The 24,173-nt window shown below is 71.8% G+C and carries 23 protein-coding genes and 1 pseudogene; 14 read left to right on the top strand and 10 right to left on the bottom strand.

Annotation, left to right across the window (positions count from 1 at the left end):
- The first annotated feature begins 129 nt into the window (after positions 1-129).
- Both AC2D8W_RS08535 and AC2D8W_RS08530 read left to right on the top strand, forming a co-directional pair.
- Complete coding sequence (locus AC2D8W_RS08535; protein WP_293484393.1) at positions 130-606, top strand: RrF2 family transcriptional regulator; 477 nt, start codon at positions 130-132, stop codon at positions 604-606.
- Positions 584-1,285, top strand: coding sequence for a class I SAM-dependent methyltransferase (locus AC2D8W_RS08530; protein ID WP_484671188.1), 702 nt, complete (start codon positions 584-586; stop codon positions 1,283-1,285). Before AC2D8W_RS08535 ends, AC2D8W_RS08530 begins: the two co-directional genes overlap by 23 nt.
- A 66-nt stretch (positions 1,286-1,351) precedes the next feature.
- Here the strand turns inward: AC2D8W_RS08530 and AC2D8W_RS08525 are convergent.
- Positions 1,352-1,726 (bottom strand): annotated as a pseudogene (locus AC2D8W_RS08525) (TonB-dependent receptor plug domain-containing protein); the annotation flags it as partial.
- A gap of 262 nt (positions 1,727-1,988) precedes the next feature.
- On the opposite strand from AC2D8W_RS08525, the gene AC2D8W_RS08520 reads away from it, so the two are divergent.
- Positions 1,989-3,569 (top strand): alkaline phosphatase D family protein, encoded by a 1,581-nt coding sequence (locus tag AC2D8W_RS08520; protein ID WP_484671187.1) that lies wholly within the window; start codon positions 1,989-1,991, stop codon positions 3,567-3,569.
- A 22-nt stretch (positions 3,570-3,591) separates the two neighbouring features.
- Here AC2D8W_RS08520 and AC2D8W_RS08515 read toward each other — a convergent pair whose 3' ends face one another.
- The 7 genes from AC2D8W_RS08515 to AC2D8W_RS08485 form a co-directional block, all read right to left on the bottom strand.
- Positions 3,592-4,428 carry a HoxN/HupN/NixA family nickel/cobalt transporter gene (locus AC2D8W_RS08515; protein ID WP_484671186.1) on the bottom strand — a complete coding sequence of 279 codons (837 nt, stop codon included), beginning with the start codon at positions 4,426-4,428 and terminating at the stop codon, positions 3,592-3,594.
- A complete protein-coding gene (locus tag AC2D8W_RS08510; RefSeq protein WP_484671185.1) occupies positions 4,425-5,393 on the bottom strand; it encodes a CobW family GTP-binding protein in 969 nt (322 codons plus the stop codon). The genes AC2D8W_RS08515 and AC2D8W_RS08510 overlap by 4 nt, the downstream gene beginning before the upstream one ends.
- Position 5,394: 1 nt before the next feature.
- Positions 5,395-5,823 (bottom strand): MerC domain-containing protein, encoded by a 429-nt coding sequence (locus AC2D8W_RS08505; RefSeq protein WP_484671184.1) that lies wholly within the window; start codon positions 5,821-5,823, stop codon positions 5,395-5,397.
- A gap of 325 nt (positions 5,824-6,148) precedes the next feature.
- Positions 6,149-6,646 (bottom strand): DUF3299 domain-containing protein, encoded by a 498-nt coding sequence (locus tag AC2D8W_RS08500; RefSeq protein ID WP_293484371.1) that lies wholly within the window; start codon positions 6,644-6,646, stop codon positions 6,149-6,151.
- An 11-nt stretch (positions 6,647-6,657) separates the two neighbouring features.
- Positions 6,658-7,935, bottom strand: coding sequence for an ABC transporter permease (locus tag AC2D8W_RS08495; protein WP_484671183.1), 1,278 nt, complete (start codon positions 7,933-7,935; stop codon positions 6,658-6,660).
- Positions 7,932-8,582: an ABC transporter ATP-binding protein gene (locus AC2D8W_RS08490; protein WP_293484367.1), complete on the bottom strand. Its 651-nt coding sequence runs from the start codon at positions 8,580-8,582 to the stop codon at positions 7,932-7,934. Before AC2D8W_RS08490 ends, AC2D8W_RS08495 begins: the two co-directional genes overlap by 4 nt.
- A complete protein-coding gene (locus tag AC2D8W_RS08485) occupies positions 8,542-8,859 on the bottom strand; it encodes a hypothetical protein (RefSeq protein WP_484671182.1) in 318 nt (105 codons plus the stop codon). Before AC2D8W_RS08485 ends, AC2D8W_RS08490 begins: the two co-directional genes overlap by 41 nt.
- Before the next feature lie 229 nt (positions 8,860-9,088).
- Here AC2D8W_RS08485 and AC2D8W_RS08480 point away from each other — a divergent pair, with 229 nt between their 5' ends.
- From AC2D8W_RS08480 to AC2D8W_RS08465, 4 genes are all read left to right on the top strand, one after another.
- Positions 9,089-9,526, top strand: a complete 438-nt coding sequence (locus AC2D8W_RS08480; protein WP_293484363.1) for a DUF1330 domain-containing protein — start codon at positions 9,089-9,091, stop codon at positions 9,524-9,526.
- Positions 9,527-9,605: 79 nt separating this feature from the next.
- On the top strand, positions 9,606-11,267 hold the full coding sequence (locus AC2D8W_RS08475) for a sulfatase-like hydrolase/transferase (RefSeq protein WP_484671181.1): 1,662 nt from the start codon (positions 9,606-9,608) through the stop codon (positions 11,265-11,267).
- Positions 11,268-11,421: 154 nt separating this feature from the next.
- Entirely contained in the window at positions 11,422-12,558 is a 1,137-nt protein-coding gene (locus AC2D8W_RS08470; RefSeq protein WP_484671180.1) for a glycoside hydrolase family 172 protein, read from the top strand.
- 99 nt (positions 12,559-12,657) lie between these two features.
- Positions 12,658-13,350: a GntR family transcriptional regulator gene (locus AC2D8W_RS08465; RefSeq protein WP_293484359.1), complete on the top strand. Its 693-nt coding sequence runs from the start codon at positions 12,658-12,660 to the stop codon at positions 13,348-13,350.
- Here AC2D8W_RS08465 and AC2D8W_RS08460 read toward each other — a convergent pair.
- Complete coding sequence (locus tag AC2D8W_RS08460; RefSeq protein ID WP_484671179.1) at positions 13,338-14,762, bottom strand: aldehyde dehydrogenase family protein; 1,425 nt, start codon at positions 14,760-14,762, stop codon at positions 13,338-13,340. The genes AC2D8W_RS08465 and AC2D8W_RS08460 overlap by 13 nt on opposite strands.
- Positions 14,763-14,770: 8 nt before the next feature.
- Positions 14,771-16,300, bottom strand: coding sequence for a UxaA family hydrolase (locus AC2D8W_RS08455; protein ID WP_484671178.1), 1,530 nt, complete (start codon positions 16,298-16,300; stop codon positions 14,771-14,773).
- Positions 16,301-16,394: 94 nt separating this feature from the next.
- Between AC2D8W_RS08455 and AC2D8W_RS08450 the strand changes: the two genes are divergently transcribed.
- The 7 genes from AC2D8W_RS08450 to AC2D8W_RS08420 all read left to right on the top strand — a co-directional run bounded on the left by AC2D8W_RS08450 (position 16,395) and on the right by AC2D8W_RS08420 (position 24,135).
- Entirely contained in the window at positions 16,395-17,489 is a 1,095-nt protein-coding gene (locus tag AC2D8W_RS08450) for an aldo/keto reductase (protein ID WP_484671177.1), read from the top strand.
- A complete protein-coding gene (locus tag AC2D8W_RS08445; protein WP_484671176.1) occupies positions 17,483-17,911 on the top strand; it encodes an RbsD/FucU family protein in 429 nt (142 codons plus the stop codon). Before AC2D8W_RS08450 ends, AC2D8W_RS08445 begins: the two co-directional genes overlap by 7 nt.
- Positions 17,908-18,741 (top strand): amidohydrolase family protein, encoded by an 834-nt coding sequence (locus AC2D8W_RS08440; RefSeq protein ID WP_484671175.1) that lies wholly within the window; start codon positions 17,908-17,910, stop codon positions 18,739-18,741. Before AC2D8W_RS08445 ends, AC2D8W_RS08440 begins: the two co-directional genes overlap by 4 nt.
- Positions 18,741-19,892, top strand: a complete 1,152-nt coding sequence (locus AC2D8W_RS08435; RefSeq protein WP_484671448.1) for a fumarylacetoacetate hydrolase family protein — start codon at positions 18,741-18,743, stop codon at positions 19,890-19,892. The genes AC2D8W_RS08440 and AC2D8W_RS08435 overlap by 1 nt, the downstream gene beginning before the upstream one ends.
- 22 nt (positions 19,893-19,914) lie before the next feature.
- Positions 19,915-20,847 carry a sugar phosphate isomerase/epimerase family protein gene (locus AC2D8W_RS08430; protein ID WP_484671174.1) on the top strand — a complete coding sequence of 311 codons (933 nt, stop codon included), beginning with the start codon at positions 19,915-19,917 and terminating at the stop codon, positions 20,845-20,847.
- Positions 20,848-21,090: 243 nt separating this feature from the next.
- Entirely contained in the window at positions 21,091-23,340 is a 2,250-nt protein-coding gene (locus tag AC2D8W_RS08425; RefSeq protein ID WP_484671173.1) for a TonB-dependent receptor, read from the top strand.
- A gap of 150 nt (positions 23,341-23,490) precedes the next feature.
- Positions 23,491-24,135, top strand: a complete 645-nt coding sequence (locus tag AC2D8W_RS08420) for a TetR/AcrR family transcriptional regulator (RefSeq protein ID WP_484671172.1) — start codon at positions 23,491-23,493, stop codon at positions 24,133-24,135.
- Positions 24,136-24,173 lie beyond the last annotated feature (38 nt).

Raw genomic sequence — 24,173 nt, 5'->3', positions numbered from 1 at the left:
CGACGAGTCTATCGTACGTGGCGTTGCGTAAGCCGAGCGGCGACTGGACCTTCCCGCCGTCCACCTCGCGTAAGGGCTCGTCGGAGATTCCCGCTCGCCAGCGGGATATCATGTAGCTATTGTTGCTACATGAACCACGACAGCCGCCTCTCGGGCGTCCTCCACGTCCTCCTGCACATGGCCGAGCACGACGGGCCCGTGACGTCGGAGATGCTGGCGCGCGCCATGAACACCAACGCCGCCGTGGTGCGCCGGACGCTCGCCGGATTGCGCGAACGCGGCTTCGTGCGTTCCGAGAAGGGCCACGGGGGCGGCTGGCGCCTGGGGCGCGACCTCGCCGCCATCACGCTCGCCGACGTCTACGACAGCCTGGGTCGCCCCTCGCTCTTCGCCATCGGGCACCGGGACGCCGACCCGGCCTGCCTGGTCGAACAGGCGGTCAACGTCCACCTCGACGGCGTCCTGCGCGAGGCGGAAGCGCTGCTCCTCGCGCGCCTCCGGGCGGTGACTCTGGCGGACCTCAGCGCCGAGTTTCACGCACGATTTTCGGCGCGCCCCGGCGCGCGATCCCTGGAGTCTTCCCATGGCGGACCAAGCCGACCGTAGCCCGCTGCTGAAGCCTTTCTCCGACCCCGACGCGGTGGCGCGCTACGCCGAGGGCCCGCCACGGTTCGTGCCCGGGTTCGCCGACCTGCATCACATGACGGCGATCCTGCTTGCCGAGCGCGCGCCCGTCGATGCGCGGGTCCTGGTCGTGGGCGCCGGCGGCGGGCTGGAGCTGCGCGCCCTGGCGGCCGCCCAGCCCCGCTGGACCTTCACCGGCGTCGACCCCGCCCCGGAGATGCTGGGCCTTGCGCGCCGGACCCTGGGGCCGCTCGCGGACCGGGCCGAACTGATCGAAGGCTATGTGGACGATGCGCCCGAGGGCCCCTTCGACGCCGCCACCTGCCTGCTGACGCTGCACTTCCTCGACGCCCCGGAACGACGCCGCACCGTCGCCGAGATCCGCCGTCGCCTTCGCCCCGGAGCTCCCTTCGTCGCGGCGCACTCCAGCTTCCCGCAGGACCCTGCGGCCCGGGCGCGGTGGCTGGCGCGCTATGCGGCCTTCGCCGTCGCGCAGGGGGTGGATCGAGAGCAGGCCGAAGTCATCCGCACGACCGTGGACGCGAGCCTCGCCCTGCTGTCGCCCGAGGAGGACGAGGCGGTGCTGCGCGCCGCGGGCTTCCAGGACGTCACGCCGTTCTACGCCGCGTTCACGTGGCGGGGCTGGGTGGCCTACGCCTGACCCGCGCCGACGCCGACGCCGCGCGATCGTCGTCCCCCCTTCAGAAGTCGACGGCGAGCGCCACGCTGGCGACCCGGCCCGCACGCCGTTGCGCAGGGTGAGGAAGCTTGCATCGAAGCCGCGGAGGTAGGCTCCGAAGTTCTGCACGCCTCCGTAGCCGGCCTTCCGCTGGGCGCCCGAGACATTGTCCAGCGCCTCGCCCAGCTGGTTGAGCGACCGGTCCTGGATGAGTTCCTGCGACACCACCGAGATCGAAAGCGGCAGGTCACGCAGTTCGACGTCGGCCTTGAACCCGGTGAGGGTGTCCACCGCCTGGTAGTTCTCGATGTTGCGGCCGGTGACCACGACCGCGTCGAGGGACGCGTCGTCCGCCGCCAGCGCTTCGTTGGCCAGCGACGACAGCAGAAGCACGCCCGCAAAACCCCGTTTCAGAACGCCCATGGAACTCATCCCCCATTCCCATGGGGGCTACTGTTACGTTATATCATTTCATCTGATCAAGCCTGTCGTCCGGGGTCCCGATGAAGTCCTTCGCCGCTGCGCCCGCCGCTCCGCCGGCCCGGATCGCCGCCGGCTGCGGCTTCAGGCTGGATCGCGCCGGACCCGCACGCCTGCGGGCGGCCTCGCGCGCGAGGGTCTGCGGCCAGGTCGCCCGGTTGCGGGACCTCTCAGGGAGCGCCCGCCGGATCCCGTGAGTCGAGCCATGGTCCGGTGGAACAGCGGGTCGGCGGCGACGGTGAGCCCCCTCACCGATCGTCGCCGATTGCTGGTGGGCCTCACAGCGGCCGGGGCCGTCGTCCCGCGCCGCGCGCGCGCCAGCATCGACCCCTTCACCCTCGGCGTCGCCAGCGGCGCGCCCTCGCCGGACGGCTTCGTGCTCTGGACGCGGCTGGCGCCGGACCCGCTCGCGCCCGACGGCCGCGGCGGCCTCTCGGGCCCGGTGCGCACGCGCTTCGAGGTCGCGGCCGACGACGGTTTCAGGCGCATCGTGCGGCAGGGCGAGGTCTGGGCCACGCCTCAGGACGGCCACGCCATCCACCTCGAGGTCGGCGGCCTGCCGCCGGACCGTCCGTACTGGTACCGGTTCGACGCGCTGGGCCACGCAAGCCCGGTCGGACGGGCGCGGACCGCCCCGGATGTGGCGGCCGACAACACGCGCCTTCGCTTCGTCGTGGCCTCGTGCGCCCATTGGGAATCCGGCTGGTTCAGCGCCTACCGCCACATGGCCGCCGAAGCGGCCGACCTGGTGCTGTTCCTCGGCGACTACATATACGAGTACAGCCATCGCCCGGAGCGCCAGGGACTTGTCCGGCGGCACGATCGCCAGGGCGACGCGGTGACGCTGGCGGACTACCGGAACCGCTACGCCCTCTACCGGACGGATCCCGACCTGCAGGCCCTGCATGCCGCGGCGCCATGCCTCGTCACCTGGGACGACCACGAGGTGCAGAACGACTACGCCAACCGCTGGTCGCAGGACGCCTCGACGCCGGCGGCCGAATTCCTGCGCCGGCGCGCGGCCGCCTACCGCGCCTTCTACGAGCACATGCCCCTGCGCCCCTGGGCGCGGCCGCGCGGGCCGGACATGCGGCTCCACGGCCGGACCCGGTTCGGCCGCCTCGCCGAGTTCACCGTGCTCGACGGACGCCAGCACCGCTCGCCCCAGCCGTGCCAGACCGCGGCGTCGCGGCGTGGCCGCGTCACGCTCTGCGACGAGATGGAGGATCCCCGTCGCTCGATGCTGGGCCCGCGGCAGGAGCGCTGGCTCGAGGAGCGGTTCCGGCGCGCCGACGCGCGATGGAACGTGGTCGCCCAGGACCTGGTCGTCGCGCGCCTGGAGCAGACCGCGGCCGACGGCCGCGTCGGCCACTACACCGACGGGTGGGACGGATATCAGGCGAACCGAACCCGGATGCTTGGGGCGCTGGCGGACGCGCGGACGCCCAACCCGGTCTTCCTGGCGGGCGACATCCATTCGTTCTGGGCCAACGACCTGAAATCGGACTTCCGCGACCCCCGCTCGCCCACCGTGGCCGCCGAGTTCGTGACCACCAGCATCACGGCCGACAACCCGGGACGCGGCCTGGCCGACGCCGAGGCCCGGAACCCGCATGTCCGGTTCCTGGACCTGCGGTCGCATGGCTACCTCGTCGGCGACCTCGGACCGCAGCGCCTCGACGTCGCCTACCGGAAGGTGTCGGACCGGCGCGACCCGAACGCCACGGTCTCGACCCTCCGGCGCTTTGCCGTGGAGACCGGGCGGCCCGGCATCATGCCCGCGTGAACCTCGCCCGCCAGCGACACCCTCAGATCCCCGGGCCCGGCGCCCGGAATGACGCCTTCGCGCCGTGTCGCGTCCGCAGCCGCTCCCACGCCAGGGCGCCCACCACGGTCAGGGCCATCGCCACGCCCAGGCCGGTGAACAGACCCTCGGACAGCTCGGCCGAACCCGCGACCAGGCGGCCGGCCAGGGCGTAGGCCGCCATTCCGAACGACAGGGCGACGATCAGCCAGCCGACGCCGCGGCGATAGCGCCGCACCCGCTCGGCGTCGCCGCGATCGCGGAGCAGCCTCGCCACGATGTGGCTGTCGGCGGTGTCGGTGAGGATCATGCCGGCCGCGAAGACGGCGGCCACGGCCACGGCGCCGCCGAGGCCCGCCGTCGAGGCGGCGGCGAGACCCCAGGCCGCGGCCTGGGTGGCGGTGTCGAAGACCAGGCCGAACACGATCCCGACCGTCACCACCGCCAGCGGATGAGAACTGGTCCGTAAGGCGCGCGGGACCAGGCCCTGACGCCACCCGACCGGCGTATAGGCCCCGGCCCGCTGGAGGGCCCGCAGGTTGAGGGCGCCCACCAGGACCAGCAGTCCGATGACCGCCCAGTCGGCGGCGTCTGTCGCCCACGCGGGCCAGACGAACCGGGGCGCGACGATGGCGAAGCCCACGGCCACCACGGCCACGGCCAGGCTATGGCCGACCGCGAACAGCGTCCCGGTCCACGGCGCCCAGCGGGGCCGCTCCTCGGTGGCGCGCAGGGTCAGGTTGTCGATCACCGCGATGTGGTCCGGGTCCAGGCCGTGCCGCAGGCCGAGGAGGAGGATCAGCCCCAGCGCCGGTCCGGTGAGCAGGGCGGGCTCGCTCAACGGACCGCGCAGGCTTCGAAGCCCGCCTTCAACTGCGCCGCGGGCAGATCCCGGCCGATGAACACCGCGCGCGACACGCGCGCCTCGTCGTCCCGCCAAGGGCGTTGCAGGTCCACGTCCAGCAGCATGTGCACCCCCTGGAAGACGAGCCGGCGATCCTGGCCCGCGATGTGGAGGATGCCTTTCCAGCGCAGGATGTCCTGGCCCTGCTCGGCCGCGATCGAGGAGACCCAGGCCCGGGCGCGGTTGGAATCCAGCGGCCGGTCGAGCCTCATGGACACCGACGCCACCGCCGCGTCGTGCTCGTGATCGTCTTCGCCCAGGAAGCCCGGCTCGATCTCCAGGATGCGGTTCAGGTCGAAGGCGCCCTGGTCCAGCACGTCCGCGATGTCGACGGCGCAGTTGGTGGTCGGGACGATCCGCGCCGTCGGGTTGATGCGCCCGATGAGGGCCTGAAGCCGCGCGACCTCCTCGGCGGACACGAGGTCGACCTTGTTCAGCAGGATGACGTCGGCAAAGGCGACCTGCTCGGCGGCCTCGTGACTGTCGCCCAGCCGCGCCTCGAGGTGCTTGGCGTCGACGACGGTGATGATCGCATCGAGGCGGGTGCGTTGGCGGACGTCGTCGTCGACGAAGAACGTCTGCGCCACCGGCGCCGGATCGGCCAGTCCCGTCGTCTCGATCAGGATGCCGTCGAAGCCGCCCTTGCGCTTCATCAGTCCGTTCAGGATGCGGATCAGATCGCCGCGCACCGTGCAGCAGATGCAGCCGTTGTTCATCTCGAACACCTCTTCGTCGGCGCCGACGACGAGGTCGTTGTCGATCCCAAGCTCGCCGAACTCGTTGACGATCACGGCGTAGGTCCTGCCGTGGTCTTCCGAGAGGATGCGGTTCAGGAGGGTGGTCTTCCCGGCGCCGAGGTAGCCGGTCAGCACCGTCACGGGTATCGGCCTGCGCGGCTTCATCTCAGTGGTCTCCCGCGGGGCACAGGCGCCCGCTTTCGCCGACGGCCGGTCCTTCACCGAAGTGAAGGCGCCGGCGCCGCCAGTTCCAGATGTGCGCCGCGGCCAGGCCGAGGCTGCCGGCGACCGTGAGCCCGGTCTCGGTCGCCTCGCCGTCGGCCAGGAAGGCGCCCAGCGCGAGCAGGACGAGGCCGCCGGCCGCCAGGCCGAGCACCGGTGCCCGGCGCACGCCGCTCTTGCGCCCGGTCAGCAGCGCGAGGCCGGACAATGGGGCGGCGATCAGCACGAACAGCGCGTGCACCCATTCGATGTCGGCCCACGCGCCCAGCGCCGGCAAGAGGGCGGCGGCCAGCGGCAGCAGCAGGCAATGGGCGAGGCACAGGCCCGACAGGCCGATGGCCGATCCGTCCAGCAGGTGACCGGCGGGACTCATGAGGAATCCTCCTCGGCCGGATCGCAACGGAAGCGTGGCAAGGGTGCGCCCGGGCCGGGCTCGCAGCAGTCGCAATCGCGGTGCAGGGCGAGCATGATCCGCTGCAGCGACTCCGGGTCGAGGCGATTGAGCAGGCTGTCCGGCGACCGCAACGTTCGCCCCCTCCAAGACTGTTATGTTATAACATTGCATATCTGAGCGCCGGTGCAACGGGAAACCGGCGCGGCCGGACAGGACGCGCCGGACACGGCGTGGCGTCATGTCCGCGACGGCTGCGAGATATGGAGCGGGCGGTCGTCGCCCGCGGCGGGACGTCTGGCGGGACCTACGCCGGGCGAGCGTCCCAGATGCGGTAGAAGATCCCGCCCTCGTCGTGGCCGCCGAGCCTCAGCGTGCCGCTGATCACCTTCACGCGGTAGTCGAAGCCCAGCCCCGCGGGCGACTTCACCTCGATGAACTGCATCGGGTTCGGGTTGAGATGGAAGGGGCAGTCCGGCGGGTAGGCCAGCAGCACGAAGTGCTTCTGCAGCGCCCCGTTCTGCAGCGGCATCATGTAGCCGGCCACCTTCACCACCTTGCCGTCGAGGGCCTTCACCCCGGGCGGGAAGATGGGCTTGGAGCGGATGTAGCCCTTGGCGTCGGTGCGGGTGATCTCCCGGGTCGATTCGAGCAACGACCAGGCGACGCCGCCGGGCGGCGTGTCGGCCGGCTTCCAGACCGCCTCGCTCGGCGCTGCGGGCCGCGGCTGCGGCTGGAGGGCCGCCGCGGCGGGGCTGGCCACGAAGGCGAGGGCAGAGAGGCCAAGAGTTCGGCGGTCGATCACGACGACGGTCCTCAAGCGGCTTGCGACAGGGTTCGGGCGATGTCGACCCGGAACACCCGCAGGGCCGGGATCAGGGCGGCGGCGGCGCCGGCCGTCAGGGCCGCCGCGACGATCAGCGCCTCGGCCGGTTCGAAGCGCCATGCGGTCAGTCCGATCTCGCCCAGGCGCTCGAAGCTCGCGGCGGCCGCAGCCACGACCCCGTGGCCCAGGGCGAGTCCCAGGATCGAGCCCGCAGCGGCGAGCAGCAGGCCCTCGGACAGAACCTGGCCGAAGATGCCGGCGGGCTTGGCGCCCATGACCCGCAGCATCGCCATGTCGGCCTCGCGCTGGCGAAGCGCGGTGTAGAGCGCCACGAAGATCGAAAGCCCTCCCGTCAGGAGCAGGAGGAGCGCGAAGGCGCGGACGGCGTCGAGGCCGACGCCCACGAGCGACAGCAGGCGCGCCGTCTCCACCGCGGGGACGGCCGCCTGCAGGCCAGTCTGACGGTTCACGAAGGCGGGCAGCCGGACGGCGGCCAGCGCCGATCGATAGCGGACCAGGATCGCGGTGACCTCGGGGCGCAGCTCCTGGACCTGCCGGCTCGCGTTCGCCGGCGCATGGTCGTGCGCGTCGTGGTCATGATCGGCGTCCGCATGCGCCCCGTCGCCGCGCCCTTCGTGGCCGTCGTGGTCGATGCCGTGGACGTCCCACACGCTCTCGACCGACGTGAGGATCAGGCGATCCAGGACCGTGCCCGTCGGCCGCAGCACGCCGACGACCCGGAACGGATGGGCGTCGTGCTCGCCGCCGCCGCCGTCGCCGAGGCCGTGGGAGCCCAGGAACTTCTGGCCCAGCGCGGCGCCCGTGCGCCGCGCCACCTCGGCGCCGAGGACGGTCTCGCCTTCGCCCGCCCACAGCCGGCCCTGCGCGAGGCGGCCGCCGTAGTGCTCCACATAGGCCGCCTCGGTCCCGACGATCCGGAAGCCGCGGAAGTTGTCGCCGAGGGCGACCGGGATCGCCTTCGCCACCGTGGGGTCGCTGCGCAGCGCCTCGAGCGTGGAGAGCGGGATGTTCCCGGTCGGGACGTCGGCGTGGTAGACGCTGGAGAGGATCAGCTGCAGCGGCGAGCCCTTGGCTCCGACCACCAGATCCACCCCCCGGGCGTCCCTGTCGAAGCGCTCCCCGAGCTGGGACGAGAACAGCACCAGGATCGTCAGCGTCGCCACCGCCAGGGTCAGGATCAGCACGTTCAGCGCCGTGTTGAGCGCCCGGTCGCGCAAGTAGGCGAGCGTCAGTCCCGAGAGCGTCACGCCGCCAGCGCCACGGGCTCGAGTTCGACGGTCCGGGCAAAGCGTTCCCGGATACGCCGGTCATGGGTCGCGATCAGGAGCGTCGAGCCCCCGGACTCGGCGCTCGCCAGCAGAAGGTCGATCATGGCGCCCGCATTGGCGTCATCGAGCGCCGATGTCGGCTCGTCGGCCACGAGCAGCGCCGGGCGGGCGCACAGGGCGCGCGCGATCGCCGCCCGCTGGCTCTCGCCCTGGCTGAGTTCGCGGGGGCGCGCATGAGCCCGATGGGACAGGCCGACCTGGGCGATGAGGCGGTCGATCTCGGCCTCGTCGCTGCGCCCTCCGGCCAGATGCTGCGCGAGCGACAGGTTCTGCCGGACCGTGAGGGCGGAGACGAGCCGGAGGGTCTGGAACACCAGGCCGATGCACTCGCGCCGCAACGCATCGCGCGCGGCGGGCCTGGCTCCCGTCATGGGGCGGCCATCGATGAACACCTCCCCCGAGGTGGGCGTCACCAGGCCCGTGAGGATGTTGATGAGCGTCGTCTTCCCGCATCCGGACGGACCCAGCAGGACGGTGTGCTCGCCCCGCGGCATCTCGAAACCCGGCAGGTCGAGGATCGTCCGCTCAGCGATCCTGTGCGTCAGCCGGCGCGCTTGGATCAACATTGGAAATCCGCTTCAGCTCAGCCTTGTCGGCGGCGGCCGCCGACAGGGACGAAGGGGCTTCGGCCTCGATGTCGAAACGCGCGAGGAAGCTGCGCCGCGCGGTCTCCATCGCCTGCTCACGCTCGGCCTCGGCGCGCGCGCGCATCGCGAGGATCTCTCCGTAGTCGCCGCCCTCGTAGCCGCTGTATCGGCCGAAGAAGCCGCCCCCGTGCTCGTCGCAGGCGCTGGCCGGCCCCGCGACCAGCAGCGCCGCGCCCAGGATCCCGATCAGCCGCATGCCGCAACTCCTCAAGACGATATGATATAACGTACCATCAAGAGGCTCGGCCGCGCAATGCTCCGCTGGAAGACGGGGTCGCCGGGGCCGCTGCGACCGCCGAGGGCCGCCGATGCCGCCCGATGGCGCGCGCCGCCAACACCGAGGTTGATGCGAACACGGATTCCGATCTACCAATGTGAATCAGAGTTCCGATTTCGGACGCCGCTGCGTCCAACGAGGTGTCGCGATGCTGGTTACCAATGCGGTGCAGCCGGGTGGCGAGCAGGCCAAGGCCTTCTTCAGCGGGCCGGAAGACGGCCGCTTCGTCATGGTCAACCTGCTGAAGTTCAAGCCCTTCGCGGAGTACGCCGACGGGTCGGACGCCCACATCACCGGCGCCGAGGCGTACGCGCGCTACACGGTGGAGGTCCGCAAGCTGCTGGCCTCGTACGGCGGCCGTTCGATCTACTCGGGCGCCGTGACGGGCATTCTGCTGGGCGAGGTGGGCGAGCTCTGGGACATGATCGCGCTGGCGGAATACCCGTCCCTCGCCGCGATGAGCGAGATGATGCGGTGCCCCGGGATGCAGGCCATCTCCCACCATCGGCACGCCGGGCTGGCCGGCCAGCTGAACATCCGCACGCGGCCGCACGTCCGCGACGAGGTCGTCGCCGAAGCCCCCTGAGGCGACGGCGCGGCGCGGGCGCGGGTCCGCAGCGCGCGGCGACGGGAGGCCCGTCCGGCCCACACGGGGAGGCTCGAAGATGATCCAGCGCATCAAGTTCCGTCTTGCGGCCTCGGCTGCGGTCGCCGCCGTCCTGGCGGCCGCCGCAGGCGCGTCGCTCTCCGGAGGCGCCCGGGCGCAGGCGCCCGCCGCGCCCAAGGCCTTCGGACCGGCCGAGGTCGGTCCGCCGATGGAGATCGCCTGGCAGCAGGGTCCGGATCGCCCGCGCGGCGGGCGTCGTCCGCCCAACATCGTGCTGATCGTGGCCGACGACCTCGGCTACAACGACCTGACCGTGAACGGCGGCGGCGTGGCCGGCGGCGCCGTGCCCACGCCCAACATCGATTCCATCGCCCGCGAAGGCGTCAACTTCGCCCAGGGCTACGCCGGCCACGGCACCTGCGCGCCGTCCCGCGCGGCGATCCTCACGGGGCGCTACCCCACCCGCTTCGGCTTCGAGTTCACGCCCGCGCCGCCCGCGCTGGGCCGGAACATGCGGACCTTCAACTACGGCATCCACAACGGCGTCTCCTTCCCCGAGCGGGAGAAGGACATGATCCCGTTCGCCAAGATGGGCCTGCCGCAGACCGAGATCACCCTCGCCGACCTGCTGCAGCGCGCGGGCTACCACACCCTGCACTTCGGCAAGTGGCACCTGGGCGAGGCGCCCGAATTCGGCGCGACCCGGCGCGGCTTCAAGGAGAGCCTGCTGACCAGCGGCTCCATGTACCTGCCGAAGGACGACCCCCGCGTCGTCAACTCCATGCAGGACTTCGACCCCATCGACCGCTTCCTCTGGCAGTCGATGCCGTTCTACGCCCAGAAGGACGGCGGTCCGGGCTTCCGGCCCAAGGCCTACCTGACCGACTACCTCACCGACGAGGCGGTGAAGGCGATCCACGCCAACCGCAACCGGCCGTTCTTCGCCTATCTCGCCTACAACGCCCCGCACACGCCGCTGCAGGCGACCAAGGCCGACTACGCGGCCCTGTCGCACATCAAGGATCACCGGATGCGGGTCTACGCCGCGATGATCCGCGCCCTCGACCGCGGGGTCGGCCGGGTGCTGCAGCAGCTCGAGGAGGATGGCCTGAAGGACAACACGCTCGTGGTGTTCGTCAGCGACAACGGGGGGGCGGGCTACGTCGGGCTGCCCGACATCAACCGGCCCTTCCGGGGCTGGAAGCTGACCTACTTCGAGGGCGGCGTCCGGACGCCCTATCTGATGCGCTGGCCGGCCGCGATCCCCGCCGGGTCCGCCTATCGCGCGCCCGTATCGCACTTCGACATCTTCGCCACGGCCGCCGCGGCGGCCAGGGTCCCGCTGCCCCGGGACCGGGTGATCGACGGCGTGGACCTGGTCCCCTACGTCACCGGCAAGGCCCGGGGCCGGCCCCACGAGAACCTCTTCTGGCGCAGCGGCGACTACCAGGTCGTCCGCGCCGGGGACTGGAAGCTGCAGGTCACCGGCCGGCCGGACAAGGACTGGCTCTTCGACCTCGCCAACGATCCGACCGAGCGCATCAACCTGGCCGCGGCCATGCCGGGCAAGGTGGCCGAACTGAAGCGCCTGCTGGCCCGGCACAACGCCGCCCAGGTCAAGCCGCTCTGGCCGCAGCTGGGTCTCTCCCCCGTCATGCTCGACCACACCCTGGCCGAACCCCAGACCGCCGAGGACGAGTACGTCTACTGGGGCGGCTGACCGCGCCCCGGCCCGGCCGCGCCGCGGCGCACGCTTCGAGCGTTGACGTCTGGCGCTCCCGATGTGGCATGTTAATGCCTGTCGGGCGGGACAATCCGGCCCCCGGACGCGGGCCTCGTCCGCCCATTGGCATGTCAGCGGAAGGGGTTAGAGAATGGCGCGGTTCTCGGGACTTGGGGCGGACATGGGCACGCTGTCGCGGCTGTCCGACGCGCGGACCCGCTCCATCAGCCCCGAGAACTTCACCGGCGAGAAGGGCGCGGGCGGCATGGCCGTGGAGGGGACCGGGGCGGTCCCGGCGCGCGACCTCGGCCAGGGCTGGAAGGTCTCTCCGTCGGTGGAGATCGCGGCCGGCGAGACCTTTCTGCTGGGCGAGATCACGGGCCAGGGCGCGATCCAGCAGATCTGGATGACCCTGGCGCGCGGCAAGCTGCGCCATGCGATCCTGCGGATCTACTGGGACGACCAGCCGCACCCGTCGGTCGAGTGCCCCGTCGGCGACTTCTTCGCGAACGGATGGGAGCGCTGGGCGCAGGTCTCGTCCCTGGCCGTGTGCACGAACCCCGGCCGCGGGTTCAACTGCTATTGGGAGATGCCTTTCCGCCGGCGCGCGCGGCTCACGCTGACGAACCTCAGCGCAGAGGCCATCTTCTGCTACTACCAGATCAACTACGTCCTCACGGACGTCCCGGAGGACTGCGCCTACTTCCACGCGCAGTTCCGGCGCAGCAATCCCCTGCCCTACAAGAGCGTCCACACCATCCTCGACGGGGTCACCGGCGAGGGCCATTTCGTCGGCTGCTACATGGCCTGGGGCGTCAACAGCAACGGCTGGTGGGGAGAAGGCGAGATCAAGTTCTACCTCGACGGCGACGGCGCGTTCCCCACCATCTGCGGCACGGGCACCGAGGACTACTTCTGCGGGGCCTACAATTTCGATCCCAGCATTCCTCTCCGCATCGGCCGCCCGGGCCTGGAAGCCGGGCGGGCGCCGCCCTCGGCGTACGTGGAGTTCAACACGCCCTACGCCGGCCTGCCGCAGGTGATCCGCCCCGACGGCGTCTACGACTCGCAGCAGCGCTTCGGGCTCTATCGCTGGCACATCCCCGACCCGATCCGCTTCGCCAGCGACCTGCGGGTGACCATCCAGGCTCTGGGCTGGCGGTCCGGCCCCGAACGGCGCTACCTGCCGCTGCAGGACGACATCGCCTCGACGGCCTTATGGTACCAGACGCTGCCGACGGCGCCGTTCCCGCCCCTCCCCGACAAGGACATCCTGGAGGTGGTGTGACGGGAGCCCGCGGGACGCCGGGGGACGGTAGGGATCATCTCCGCCGCGGACGTCCGCGGCGCGTCGCGCGTCCGCCGCAAAGGCGCTAAGGGTGTCGGGATGGTGCGGGCGGTCACAGGCGTCGACGGATCCAAGGCCGAGCGGGTGTACCGGGAGCTTCGCCGGCGCATCCGCGAGCTCGCGCTGCCGCCCGGGACGCCCCTGCGGAAGGACGAGCTTGCGCTGGAGATGGGGGTCTCCCGCGCGCCGGTGAGCGAGGCCATCGCGCGGCTGGCCGACGAGGCGCTGGTGGACGTCTTTCCCCAGCACGGCAGCTTCGTGGCCCCGATCAGGCCGGACGACGTTCGCGAGAGCCTGTTCATCCGCACGGCGCTGGAGGTGGAGGCGACCCGGCGGGTGACCCAGCGGGCCGACGCCGCGCTGGTCGCGCAGCTGGAGGAGAACATCGCCCAGCAGGCCGAGGCCCTGGAACGCGGCGACCTGGCCGCCTTCTACGACTTGGACGAGGCGCTGCACTCGACGATCTTCGCGGCGCTGAAGTCGCCGCGCGCGCTGCGCCTGCTGGACGCCGCCCGCGCGCCCCTCGACCGGCCGAGGCGCCTGCGGCTGCCTAAGCCGGGGCGCCCCGAGGCGACGCTGTCCGAGCACCGTCGCCTCGTCGAGGCGATCGCCACGGGCGACCCTGAATACGCCGCCGCCGCGATGCGCGCCCACCTGGCGATGGTCTCGAAGACGGTCGAGATGGAGCTGGCGGAACTGGCGGAGACGGGCTCCGGTCCTCAGGGAGCCTGATAGGCCGTCCGCGTGACGGTGAAGAACTCGCGGGCGGCGCGGCCCTGCTCGCGCGGGCCGTAGCTCGAGGCCTTCATGCCGCCGAACGGCGCGTGGTAGTCGACCCCGGCCGTGGGCAGGTTGATCATCGCCATCCCCACGCGGGCGTGACGCTTGAAGTGCTCGGCGTGCTTCAGCGACCGGGTGAACAGGCCGCCGCACAGGCCGAAGCGGACGCGGTTCAGCGTCTCCAGGGCGGCCTCGTAGCCGTCCACCGCCATGACGCCCGCCACGGGGCCGAAGACCTCCTCCTGGGCCAGCGGGTCGTCCGGCGACATGGAATCGAAGAGGACCGGGTCCACGAAGCACTCGGGCGCGGCGGCGCCGCGACCGGCTTCGACGGGTCGCCGGCCGCGGGCGGCCATGGCCGCGATTCCGTCCTGGACGGCCGACTTCTGGCGCGCCGAGACGAGCGGGCCGACCTGGGTCGCGGGATTGGAGGGGTCGCCGATCCGCAGGGCGCGCATCCGCTCGCCGACGCGGGCGACCAGCGGCGCGAGGACCTGCCGGTCGACGATGATCCTGGAGGTGGCGGTGCACCTCTGGCCCGCGGCGAAGTAGGCGCCGTTCACCACCGCGTCGGCGGCGGCGTCCAGGTCCGCGTCGGCCAGGACGATCAGGCCGTTCACGCCCCCCATCTCGGCCTGGCAGCGCGCGCCCCGCGCCGTCACCGCCTCGCGCACCACGCGGCCGGTCGCCTCCGAGCCGGTGAAGGAGAGCGCCTCGAGCGGCGCCGCGCAGAGGGCCTGCCCGGCGCCGCCCGCGCCCAGGACCATGTTCACCGCGCCCGCCGGCAGGCCGGCGCCGGCGATCACCTCCATCAGCGCTGCGGCGACGGCCGACGCATGCTCGGACGGCTTCCAGACCACCGCGTCGCCGTAGGCCAGCGCGGGCGCGATCTTCCAGGCCGGGATCGCGACCGGGAAGTTCCACGGGGTGATGGCGCCCACCACGCCCACGGGATCGTAGCTCACCTCCACGGTCACGCCGGGCCGCACCGAGGCGTAGCGCTCGCCGACGATCCGCAACGCCTCGCCGCCGAAGAAGCGGAAGAGCCGGGCCGCCCGCATCACCTCGCCCTGCGCATCGACCACGGTCTTGCCCGTCTCGCGGGCGATCAGCAGCCCGAGGTCCGATCGCCGCGCCATCAGCGCCTCGCCGATCGCGTGCAGGGCGTCGGCCCGGGCCTCCACGCCCGACAACCCGGGCAGGGCGGCGTTCGCGGCCGCCACGGCGTCTCCGACGTCATCGGCCGTCGCCTCGGGGATCCGGGCCACCACCTCGTCGAGGCGGGCCGGGTTGCGCTGCTCCAGCACGGGCGACGCCGGGCGTGCATGGCCGCCGATGTGGTGGGCCAGGTCGAGCGTGGACATGATGCCTCCTAGAGCGTTGCGCCGATCTGCCAGGGCACGAACTCAGCCGCGCCATAGCCGAGGCTCTCGCTGGCCGTCGGCTCGCCGGACGCCACGCGCAGCATCAGGTCGAGGATCTCGGCGCCTTTCTCGGCCACGGTAGCCTGCTGGGTGGCGATCGCGCCGCAATCCAGATCGATGTCCTCGCGCATGCGCTCGTAGACGTCGGTGTTGGACGACAGCTTGATCGACGGCGACGGCTTGCAGCCGAACGCGGACCCGCGGCCCGTGGTGAAAGCGATGAGGGTGGCCCCGGAGGCCACCTGCCCCGTGGCCGAGCAGGGATCGAAGCCGGGACTGTCCATGAACACCAGGCCGCGCCCGCTCAGCGGCTGGGCGTACTCGATCACGTCGTTCAGCGGCGCCGTGCCCGACTTGGCCACCGCCCCCAGCGACTTCTCGAGGATGGTCGTCAGCCCGCCGGCCTTGTTGCCGGGCGACGGATTGTTGTCCAGCTCGACGCCGTGTCGCGCCGTGTAGTCCTTCCACCAGGCGATCCGGGCTTTCAGGCGCTCCGCCACTTCGGGGTCCCGCGCCCGCGCGTACAGCAGGTGCTCGGCGCCGTAGACCTCGGGCGTCTCGGACAGGATCGCCGTCCCGCCCAGCGCCACCAGGCGATCCACCGCATTGCCCAGCGCCGGGTTCGACGTGACCCCCGACCAGGCGTCCGAGCCGCCGCACTGCAGCCCCACCACGAGCTCGCCGGCCGGGCATTCCGAACGGGTCGCCGCAGCGGCGAGGGGGATCAGATCCGCCAGGCGCTCCAGCCCCTGCTCCACCGCCCGGCGCGTCCCGCCGGCGTCCTGGATCGTGTAGGACTGGAAGGCCGGGTTCTGCGCCAGGCCGTAGTCGCGGATGAACACGCCGACCTGGAGGACTTCGCAGCCCAGCCCGACCAGCAGGACGGCGCCGAAATTGGGGTTCGCCGCCGCGCCCCACAGCGTGCGCCGCAGGATCTCGAAGCCCTCGCCCGATCCCGCCATGCCGCAGCCGGACGTGTGGGCGATCGGCACGATCCCGTCGATGGTCGGGTGGTCCGCCAGGAGGCCGCTCTGGGTCGCGCGCTCGGCCAGCAGCCGCGACACGGTCGCCGAGCAGTTCACCGACGTCAGGACGCCGATGTAGTTGCGCACGCCGACCTTGCCGTTGGCGCGGCGGAATCCCTGGAAGGTCCGCGCGCCGCCCGGGCCCGACAGCGCCGGCGTGGGCGGGGCGACGCGCCGCAGATCGCTGGCGGCGAGGTTGTGGCTGTGCACGTGGGCGCCCGCGGCGATGTCCGAGACGGCGACCCCGATGACCTGGCCGTACTTCAGAACCGCCTCGCCCTGCCGGATCGGGCGCGCCGCCAGCTTGTGGCCGCCCGGGATCGGTCCGGACGTCGCGACGCCTTCCGACGGGATCGCCACCCCCGACGCGATGCGGCGCGCGGCGATGACGACGTTGTCGCCGGGGTGAAGCCGGACCACCGCCGCATCCGCCGTGTGGTGTCGAGTCTCCAACGCGTCGCCCTCGCCGGTAAAATTTCTATTCCGCGAAATCGCTCCGGAGTTTCGCAGATTGACGGCATGAGCGCCGCCGCTAACATGTCAGCATATGCCGACCTTCGACCCGCCGTCTACGATCCACACGCGAAGCGACGGCGTGGCCACGGCGCAGCCGCGGCGCAGCCTTCCGCTGCGCAGCGGGCGGGTCCTGGACTTCACCGTCCTCGGCTTCGGGGCCGCCCCGATCGGCAACATGCATCGCGTGATGTCCGACTCCGAGGCCGAGGCCACCGTGGAAGCCGCCCTGGACGCGGGCGTCCGCTACGTCGACACGGCGCCGCTGTACGGACGCGGCCTCTCCGAGCGGCGGGTGGGGCGCGTGCTGGCCCGCGGGCCGGACGACATGATCGTGTCGACCAAGGTCGGCCGCCTGCTCGAGCCCTGCGCCGCCGGCGAGGCGACGCGCGACATCTACCTCGCGGACTCGCCCGCGCGCATCCGCTTCTCCTACACCTATGACGGCGTCCTGCGGTCGTTCGAGGAGAGCCTCGCGCGGCTGGGACGCCATCGCGTCGACGTGCTCTACGTCCACGACATCGAGGCGGCCGCCCATGGCTCGGAGGCGCTCGCGGAAATCCGGATGCGCGAGCTGCTTCACGACGGCGGCTGGCGCGCCCTCGACGAGCTGCGGGCCTCCGGCGCGGTGGCGGCGATCGGGGCCGGGGTGAACAGCATCGCCCCCTGCCGACGGCTGCTGGCGGACGCCGATCCCGACCTGTTCCTCCTGGCCGGCCGCTACAGCCTGCTGGACCAGTCGGCGGCCGACGACCTGCTGCCCGACTGCGCCGCCCGCGGCGTCGGCGTGGTTATAGGCGGCGCCTTCAACAGCGGAATCCTCGCGACCGGACCAAGGCCCGGGGCGTACTTCGACTACGCGCCGGCGCCGCCCGGAATCCTGGCCCGGGCCGCCGAGCTGGAGGAGATCTGCCTGCGCCATGGGACCCCGCTCGCCCAGGCGGCGCTGCAGTTTCCGCTGACCCACCCGGCCGTCGTGTGCGTGGTGGCGGGCGCGCGCACGCCCCAGGAGGTCGCGCGCAACGTCCGCGCCGTGACAGCCCCGGTCCCTGCCGCCCTGTGGGCCGAACTGAAGGCCGCCGGGCTCCTGAGCGAGGCCGCGCGGGTCCCTGAGGCGTCCGCATGCTGAAGGGCCTCGACCCCCGGCTCGGCCCCGACCTGCTGGCGGCGCTCCGCAGCATGGGGCACGGCGACGAGATCGCGATCGTCGACGCGAACTTCCCCGCGGCCGCCCTGGCGGCCCGCCTGTGCCGCGCCGACGGCCATCCCGCCACCGACATGGCCGAGGCCATCCTCAGCGTGCTCCCGCTCGACGACTTCCAGCCGTGCGCGGCCTTCACCATGGCGCCCGTGGACCCCTCCGAGCCGGCGCCCGAGGTGGTGCGGCGCTTCGCCGAGATCGTGGCGGAGGCAGGCCAGGCCGGCCCGCCCCAGCCGCTGGACCGGCATGAGTTCTACGCCCGCGCGCGGCGCGCCTTCGCCATCGTCGCCACGGGCGAGTCCCGGCTCTACGGCAACCTCATCCTGGTCAAGGGCGTGATCCGGCCATGATCCGGATCGACGCGCATCAGCACTTCTGGCGCATCTCGCGCGGGGACTACGGATGGCTGACGCCCCGCCTCGAGCCGATCTACCGCGACTACCTGCCGTGCGACCTCGCCCAGCACCTGACGGCGTCCGGCGTGGACCGCACGATCCTGGTGCAGGCGGCGCCGACCGCCGCCGAGACGGACTTCCTGCTCGACCTCGCCGGCCGGACGCCGTTCGTGGCCGGCGTGGTGGGCTGGATCGACCTGGAGGCGCCCGACGCCCCCCGGGCCGTCCGCGCGTTCGCCGCCCGCCCCGGGGCGCTGGGCCTCCGGCCGATGCTGCAGGACCTCCCCGACGACGAATGGCTGCTGCGCCCCGGACTGGCCCCGTCCTTCGCGGCCATGGCCGAGGCGGGGCTCACCTTCGACGCGCTCGTGAAGCCCCGGCACCTGCCTGCGCTGAGACGCTTCCTCGAGCGGAATCCCGACCTGCCGGTCGTGGTCGACCACGGCGCAAAGCCCGACATCGCCGGGTGCGAGCACGCCGCATGGGCCCAGGCGATGCACGCGCTGGCGCGCGAGACGCACGCCGTGTGCAAGCTTTCCGGCCTCGTCACCGAGGCGCGGCCCGACTGGACCGTCGCCGACCTGCGGCCCTACGCCGAGACGCTGCTGGAGGCGTTCGGCCCGTCGCGCCTGATGTGGGGCAGCGACTGGCCGGTGGTGAACCGCGCCGCGGACTACGGCCGCTGGGCCGAGGCCACCGAGATCCTGCTGTCCGACCTCCCCGAGGCCGACCGCGCCGCGATCATGGGCGGGACGGCGCAGGCGTTCTATGGGGTTCAGCCTTGATCCGCGCCGAGGACATCCTCCCTGACGACGGCTGCGCCGGCACGCTGGTCGGCCGCATCTGGATGGACGGCGATGCGCCGGGGCCCCGCCCGGTGGCGGTGCGCGACGACGGGCTCTTCGACCTCTCCGCGCTGGCGCTGACGCTCAGCGATCTGTTCGAGATGCCCGATCCCGCGGCCCAGGTCGCCGCGACCCCGGGGGTGCGGCTGGGCAGCCTCACCGACGCGCTCTCGGCCACGTTCGACGGCCGTCCCGCGCTGCTCGCGCCCTGCGACCTGCAGGCGATCAAGGCGGCCGGCGTGACCTTCGCCCACAGCCTGCTGGAGCGCGTGATCGAGGAGCGGGCCGGCGGCGACGCCCGGGCGGCGGCCGCCCTGCGCGCCGACCTGGCCGAGGCGCTGGGCGACGAGATCGCGAACGTAGCGCCCGGCTCCCCGGCCGCCGCACGGCTCAAGGCCACCCTGATCGCCAATGGCCTGTGGTCGCAGTACCTGGAGGTCGGCATCGGCCCGGACGCCGAGATCTTCACCAAGGCCCAGCCGATGTCGGCCGTCGGCGCGGGCGCCCAGGTCGGCCTGCATCCCACGTCGCAGTGGAACAACCCCGAGCCGGAGGTGGTGCTGGCCTGCTCTTCCGCCGGGGCCGTCGTGGGCGCGGCGTTGGGCAACGACGTCAACCTGCGCGACATCGAAGGGCGCAGCGCGCTCTTGCTGTCGAAGGCCAAGGACAACAACGCGTCCTGCGCCATCGGCCCCTTCGTGCGGCTCTTTGACCGGACATTCTCGCTGGACGACGTGCGGGCCGCAGAGCTTCAGCTGACGGTGACGGGCCAGGACGGCTATGTCCTGCGCGGGTCCAGCTCCATGCGCCGGATCAGCCGCGATCCCCTGGAGCTCGTGCGCCAGACCTGCGGCCCGGAGCACCAGTATCCGGACGGCTTCATGCTGTTCCTGGGCACCCTGTTCGCGCCGACCGAGGACCGCGACACGCCCGGCGGCGGCTTCACGCACAAGGAAGGCGACCGGGTCGTCATCCGCGCCGCGAAGCTGGGCGCGCTGTCCAACGTGGTGACCACCAGCGACCAGGCGCCGCCGTGGCGGTTCGGCGCCCGGGCGCTGATGCGTTCGCTGGCCCGCCGCGGCCTGCTGTGATGGCGCCCGCGGGAGCCGGCCCATGAGCGCGCCCGACCGGCTGAACGACGGCGGGGCCGCCGCGCCCCGGCTCCGCAAGGACATGAACTACGTGACGTTCCTCGAGCTGCCCGCCTGGTCCGTCGGGCCCGGGCCGCAGCCGGACGAGGTGATCGCCGCGCTCAGGGCGGCGAACGTCGAGGGCGTGCAGGCGCGAGATCCGTCGCCCTACCTGGCGGCCGGGTTCCGGGCCACGGGCATGGGCCGCATCCTGTCGCCCGCCGACGCGGAGCCGATCGCGCGCCGGGGCGCCGAGCTGGGCCTGGACGCCACGACCATCCACCTCGGCGACGGCCTGGAGACCGACGCCGACGCCGACCGCCTGCTGGGCGCCATGCTGGAGGCCGCCGCGCGTCACGGGCATCCGATGCACCTCGAAACGCACCGGGCCACGCTGGCGCAGGACATGCGGCGCACGCTGTCGCTCGTCGAGCGGTTCCCGGAGGTGCGCTTCACCGCCGACCTCAGCCACTGGTACACGGGGCTGGAGATGACCTACGGCGACTTCGACGCCAAGCTGGCCCGCCTCGGCCCCGTCTTCGAACGCATCCGGATGATCCACGGCCGGATCGGCGATCCGGGCTGCTTCCAGGTGGGGATGTCCGTCGACCCGCAGCGCGAGGCCATCCGGCACTTCCGGCAGATGTGGCGCCAGTGCTGCCTGGGCTTCCTCCAGGGCGCCGCGCCCGGCGACGTCCTGCCCTTCGCCGCGGAACTCCTGCCCGCCGCCGTCATGTGGCAGGGCCGCCGCGCGCCGCTGTACTACGCCCGCCTGGCGACCGGCCCCGACGGCGAACTGCGCGAGGAGTCCGACCGCTGGTCCGACGCCGAGCGGCTGTGGGAGATCGCGTCGGACGCCTTCGACGGGGCGCTGGCGTCCACTGCAGGCCCCGCGGCCGTCCAGGCGCTTACCTGACATTCCAATTGCGCGCCGGTCTCGGCCGGGCTTCGGCCGAGCCCCGACGAGCGGCGCTGCGCAGCCCTCATCGCAAAAATGTTAGTGGACACTAGATTTTTTCGTCAGACGATTTACCTAGTGGTCTCTAGGGATTTCTGAAAGGCCGCGGAGTCGGCCGGAACGGGTTCGACAGGCGCGCCGCCGATCCGGCCGCGCCTCGCGTGGAACGGGATGTCGGCACGGGGCCGGGAGGGACGAAAGATGAGCAGGAAACTGGCGCTTCTGATCGGGGCGGCGGTCGTCGGCGCGGCGGCATCGCCTGCGGCGGCGCAGGACGCCGCGGCGCGCGGAGCCACGGTGAGCGAGGTGGTGGTCACCGCCCAGCGTCTCGAACAGAATCTTCAGCAGGTGCCCGTGGCGGTGACCGCCGTCGGCGGCGAGGAGCTGCAGAGCCGCAAGCTCAACGACCTCAACCAGATCCAACTGGTGGCGCCCAGCTTCCAGACCACCACCGACAACGCCTTCTCGCTGCGCGGCATCGGCAGCAACATCTTCCTTCCGACGGTCGACTCCAGCGTGGGCGTGATGGTGGACGACGTCTCCCTGGGCGTGCCGCTGTTCCAGAGCAACGGGGTCTTCAACGACATCGCGCGGATCGAGGTCCTGCGCGGGCCCCAGGGCCTGCTGTTCGGCCGCAACGCCTCGGCGGGTCTCCTCAGCGTCGTCACCAACCGGCCCCGCCTGCGCGAGACCAGCGGCGCGCTCGGACTGGAGTACGCCAACCGCGACACGGCCGACGGCGGCGACTTCGGCGCGGTCGTGCGCGGCACGCTCAACCTGCCGGTCGGCGAGAACGCCGCGCTGCGCATCAACGTGCTGGGGTCGCATCAGGACCCGATCGCCAAGGCCATCGTGACGGCGCCGGCGGGTTCGCACATCGACCAGACCCAGAAGCGGGTCGCCGGCCGGGTGAAGTACCTGTGGGAGCCGTCCGACGCCACCAGCCTCTACGCGGTCGCCGACTACAGCCGCGAGCGTGGGGTCGGGGGGATCTGGGACCGCACGCTGCGCACCCTGGGCGCCGGCACGTACGCCGCCGCGCTCAACCGCATCGGCGCGACGCCGGGGCCCGAGAACCTCCGCTACGGGATCGACTCCGCGTCGGGCAACTTCCGCAGCGTCGACACCTACGGCGTCTCGCTCAGCGTGTCGCACGAGCTGTCGCCCGAGCTGACGCTCTCGAGCATCACGGCGTGGCGGCGCTACGACCTGCAGCTCAACCTGGACACCGACTACTCGACCAACAACCTCTTCAACACCAACCGGAACGGCTCGAACAACCGCCAGTTCACCGAGGAGCTCAGGCTCGCGTTCGACTACGATCGCATCGACGGCCAGGTGGGCCTGTACTACTTCGGCTCGGTCAACAACGGCCACACGCAGCTGTTCGCGAACTTCGGCTCGGGCATCCCCAATTTCTTCGGCGGCGACTTCGACTCGCGCAACACGGTCGACAGCGCAGCCGCCTTCGGCCAGGTCAACTTCCACGTCACCGAAGCGCTGACGCTCATCGCCGGCGCCCGCGTGACCCGCGACAAGGTGAAGGTGCGCATCGCGCAGGACTTCGGAACCTACGTGAACGGCCCCGGCCTCTACGGTCCGCGGGGCAACTTCCGCTTCGCCGAGTCCCACACGGACCTCAGCTACAAGGTGGGCGGGCAGTATCAGTTCACCCCGGACGTGATGGGCTACCTGACCTACGCCACCGGCTACAAGGGTCCGGCCTATCCGCAGAACCTGGGCTCCACGGCCTTCAATCCCTACATCGCCCCCGAGACGGTGAAGGCCGTCGAGGGCGGGGTGCGCTCGACCGTGCTCGACGGCCGGCTGCGGTTGAACGTCGCGGGCTTCTACAACAAGTTCAGCGACTTCCAGACCCAGACCTACGATCCGGTCGCGGCGCTCTTCCGCCTGGCCAACGCCGGGGGCGTGCGGTCACAGGGCGTCGAGATCGACGCGGTCGCGCGTCCGACCGAGTTCCTGACGATCAATTTCGGCGCGAGCCTGATCGACACCGAGTTCACGGACTTCGTGACCACCTGCTACCCGGGCCAGACGGCCGCCCAGGGCTGTGTCGCCGGGCAGTTCCAGGCGAAGGGCCTCGCGCCGGCCAATGCGCCCAAGTTCACGACCACCCTGCAGGCGCTCTACGACATCCCGGTGGGCGCCAACACGCTGACGGTCGAGGGCAACTGGTTCCACCGCTCCGGCGTCAACTTCTCCCCCAACGGCGACCCGGGGACGAAGCTCGGCGACGTGGACATCTTCGGGGCCAGCCTCACCTACCGGTTCAACGAGCGCTACCGCGTGTCGGTCTTCTGCAAGAACTGCGCGGACAAGCACGTGCCGAGCTTCCTGTCGCACGTGACCGCCGACGCCCTGGCGATCCTGCAGTCCTGGAACTTCAACTCGGTGCGCACGATCGGCGCCTCGTTGGACGTGGAATTCTAAGCCGCCCGAACCTCCCCTCGGGCGGGCACTCGAGGCGATGGAGCCGTCGCGGCTCCATCGCCTCTCACTCTCGACGCACGTCATGGAAGGCCCTGCGGGCCACGCCGCCGGCTCTTGGCATCCCAGGCGAAGTCAGCGCTAGATTTCGAGATGACCGAGGAATCCCCGGACGCTCCCCCCACCTCAGAAGGCGTCGCCGCGCCCGGGACGCGCCAGCAGCGTGGGCGCAAGCGCCGGGCGGAGATCCTGCAGGGCGCGCGCAAGCTCTTCGCGCAGCGCGGGTTCCGCGGAACGAGCCTCGCCATGCTGGCCGAGGAGATCGGCATCACCGACGCCGGCCTGCTCTACCACTTCCCGACCAAGAACGCGCTCCTGCTCGCCGTGCTGGAGGAGACCGACCAGGAGCAGGAAACCCGCATGGCGGGCGACCTGGACACGGCCGACGCCAGCTACATCGCCTCGTGGGCGGAGTTCGGCCAGGTCCTCGAGGACGACCCGGTGCTCACGGCCCTCGACGTGCTGATGTCGGCCGAGCACCTGGAGACGACGTCGGACTTCAACGAGTACTTCCGGCGGCGCTACGACACGTTCCGCAACCGTCTGGTCCGCTCGTTCGAGGCCGGGCGCGCCGCGGGCGTCTACCGCAACGACTTCGACCCGCACACCGAGGCCGTGCTGATGCTGGCGACCCTCGACGGCCTGCGGCTGCAGTGGTTGCTGAGCGACGGGCGGATCTCGATGGCCGACGCCATGCGCTACTTCATCCGCCACATGGAAGCCCGCATTCGGGCGTGAGCGCTGAGCCGGGGTTCGGACCGGTCTGTGGCATCGCC

It is taken from the genome of Phenylobacterium sp. T106, assembly GCF_057219735.1.
The sequence above is the reverse complement of the archived record's forward strand: the minus strand, read 5'-3'. Positions and strand labels throughout refer to the sequence as shown.

Coding starts and splice junctions, on each gene's coding strand:
- AC2D8W_RS08535 (WP_293484393.1), top strand. CDS start 130: ATGAACCACGACAGCCGCCTCTCGGGCGTCCTCCACGTCCTCCTGCAC.
- AC2D8W_RS08530 (WP_484671188.1), top strand. CDS start 584: ATGGCGGACCAAGCCGACCGTAGCCCGCTGCTGAAGCCTTTCTCCGAC.
- AC2D8W_RS08520 (WP_484671187.1), top strand. CDS start 1,989: ATGGTCCGGTGGAACAGCGGGTCGGCGGCGACGGTGAGCCCCCTCACC.
- AC2D8W_RS08510 (WP_484671185.1), bottom strand. CDS start 5,393: ATGAAGCCGCGCAGGCCGATACCCGTGACGGTGCTGACCGGCTACCTC.
- AC2D8W_RS08505 (WP_484671184.1), bottom strand. CDS start 5,823: ATGAGTCCCGCCGGTCACCTGCTGGACGGATCGGCCATCGGCCTGTCG.
- AC2D8W_RS08490 (WP_293484367.1), bottom strand. CDS start 8,582: ATGTTGATCCAAGCGCGCCGGCTGACGCACAGGATCGCTGAGCGGACG.
- AC2D8W_RS08485 (WP_484671182.1), bottom strand. CDS start 8,859: ATGCGGCTGATCGGGATCCTGGGCGCGGCGCTGCTGGTCGCGGGGCCG.
- AC2D8W_RS08480 (WP_293484363.1), top strand. CDS start 9,089: ATGCTGGTTACCAATGCGGTGCAGCCGGGTGGCGAGCAGGCCAAGGCC.
- AC2D8W_RS08475 (WP_484671181.1), top strand. CDS start 9,606: ATGATCCAGCGCATCAAGTTCCGTCTTGCGGCCTCGGCTGCGGTCGCC.
- AC2D8W_RS08470 (WP_484671180.1), top strand. CDS start 11,422: ATGGCGCGGTTCTCGGGACTTGGGGCGGACATGGGCACGCTGTCGCGG.
- AC2D8W_RS08465 (WP_293484359.1), top strand. CDS start 12,658: ATGGTGCGGGCGGTCACAGGCGTCGACGGATCCAAGGCCGAGCGGGTG.
- AC2D8W_RS08460 (WP_484671179.1), bottom strand. CDS start 14,762: ATGTCCACGCTCGACCTGGCCCACCACATCGGCGGCCATGCACGCCCG.
- AC2D8W_RS08450 (WP_484671177.1), top strand. CDS start 16,395: ATGCCGACCTTCGACCCGCCGTCTACGATCCACACGCGAAGCGACGGC.
- AC2D8W_RS08445 (WP_484671176.1), top strand. CDS start 17,483: ATGCTGAAGGGCCTCGACCCCCGGCTCGGCCCCGACCTGCTGGCGGCG.
- AC2D8W_RS08440 (WP_484671175.1), top strand. CDS start 17,908: ATGATCCGGATCGACGCGCATCAGCACTTCTGGCGCATCTCGCGCGGG.
- AC2D8W_RS08430 (WP_484671174.1), top strand. CDS start 19,915: ATGAGCGCGCCCGACCGGCTGAACGACGGCGGGGCCGCCGCGCCCCGG.
- AC2D8W_RS08425 (WP_484671173.1), top strand. CDS start 21,091: ATGAGCAGGAAACTGGCGCTTCTGATCGGGGCGGCGGTCGTCGGCGCG.
- AC2D8W_RS08420 (WP_484671172.1), top strand. CDS start 23,491: ATGACCGAGGAATCCCCGGACGCTCCCCCCACCTCAGAAGGCGTCGCC.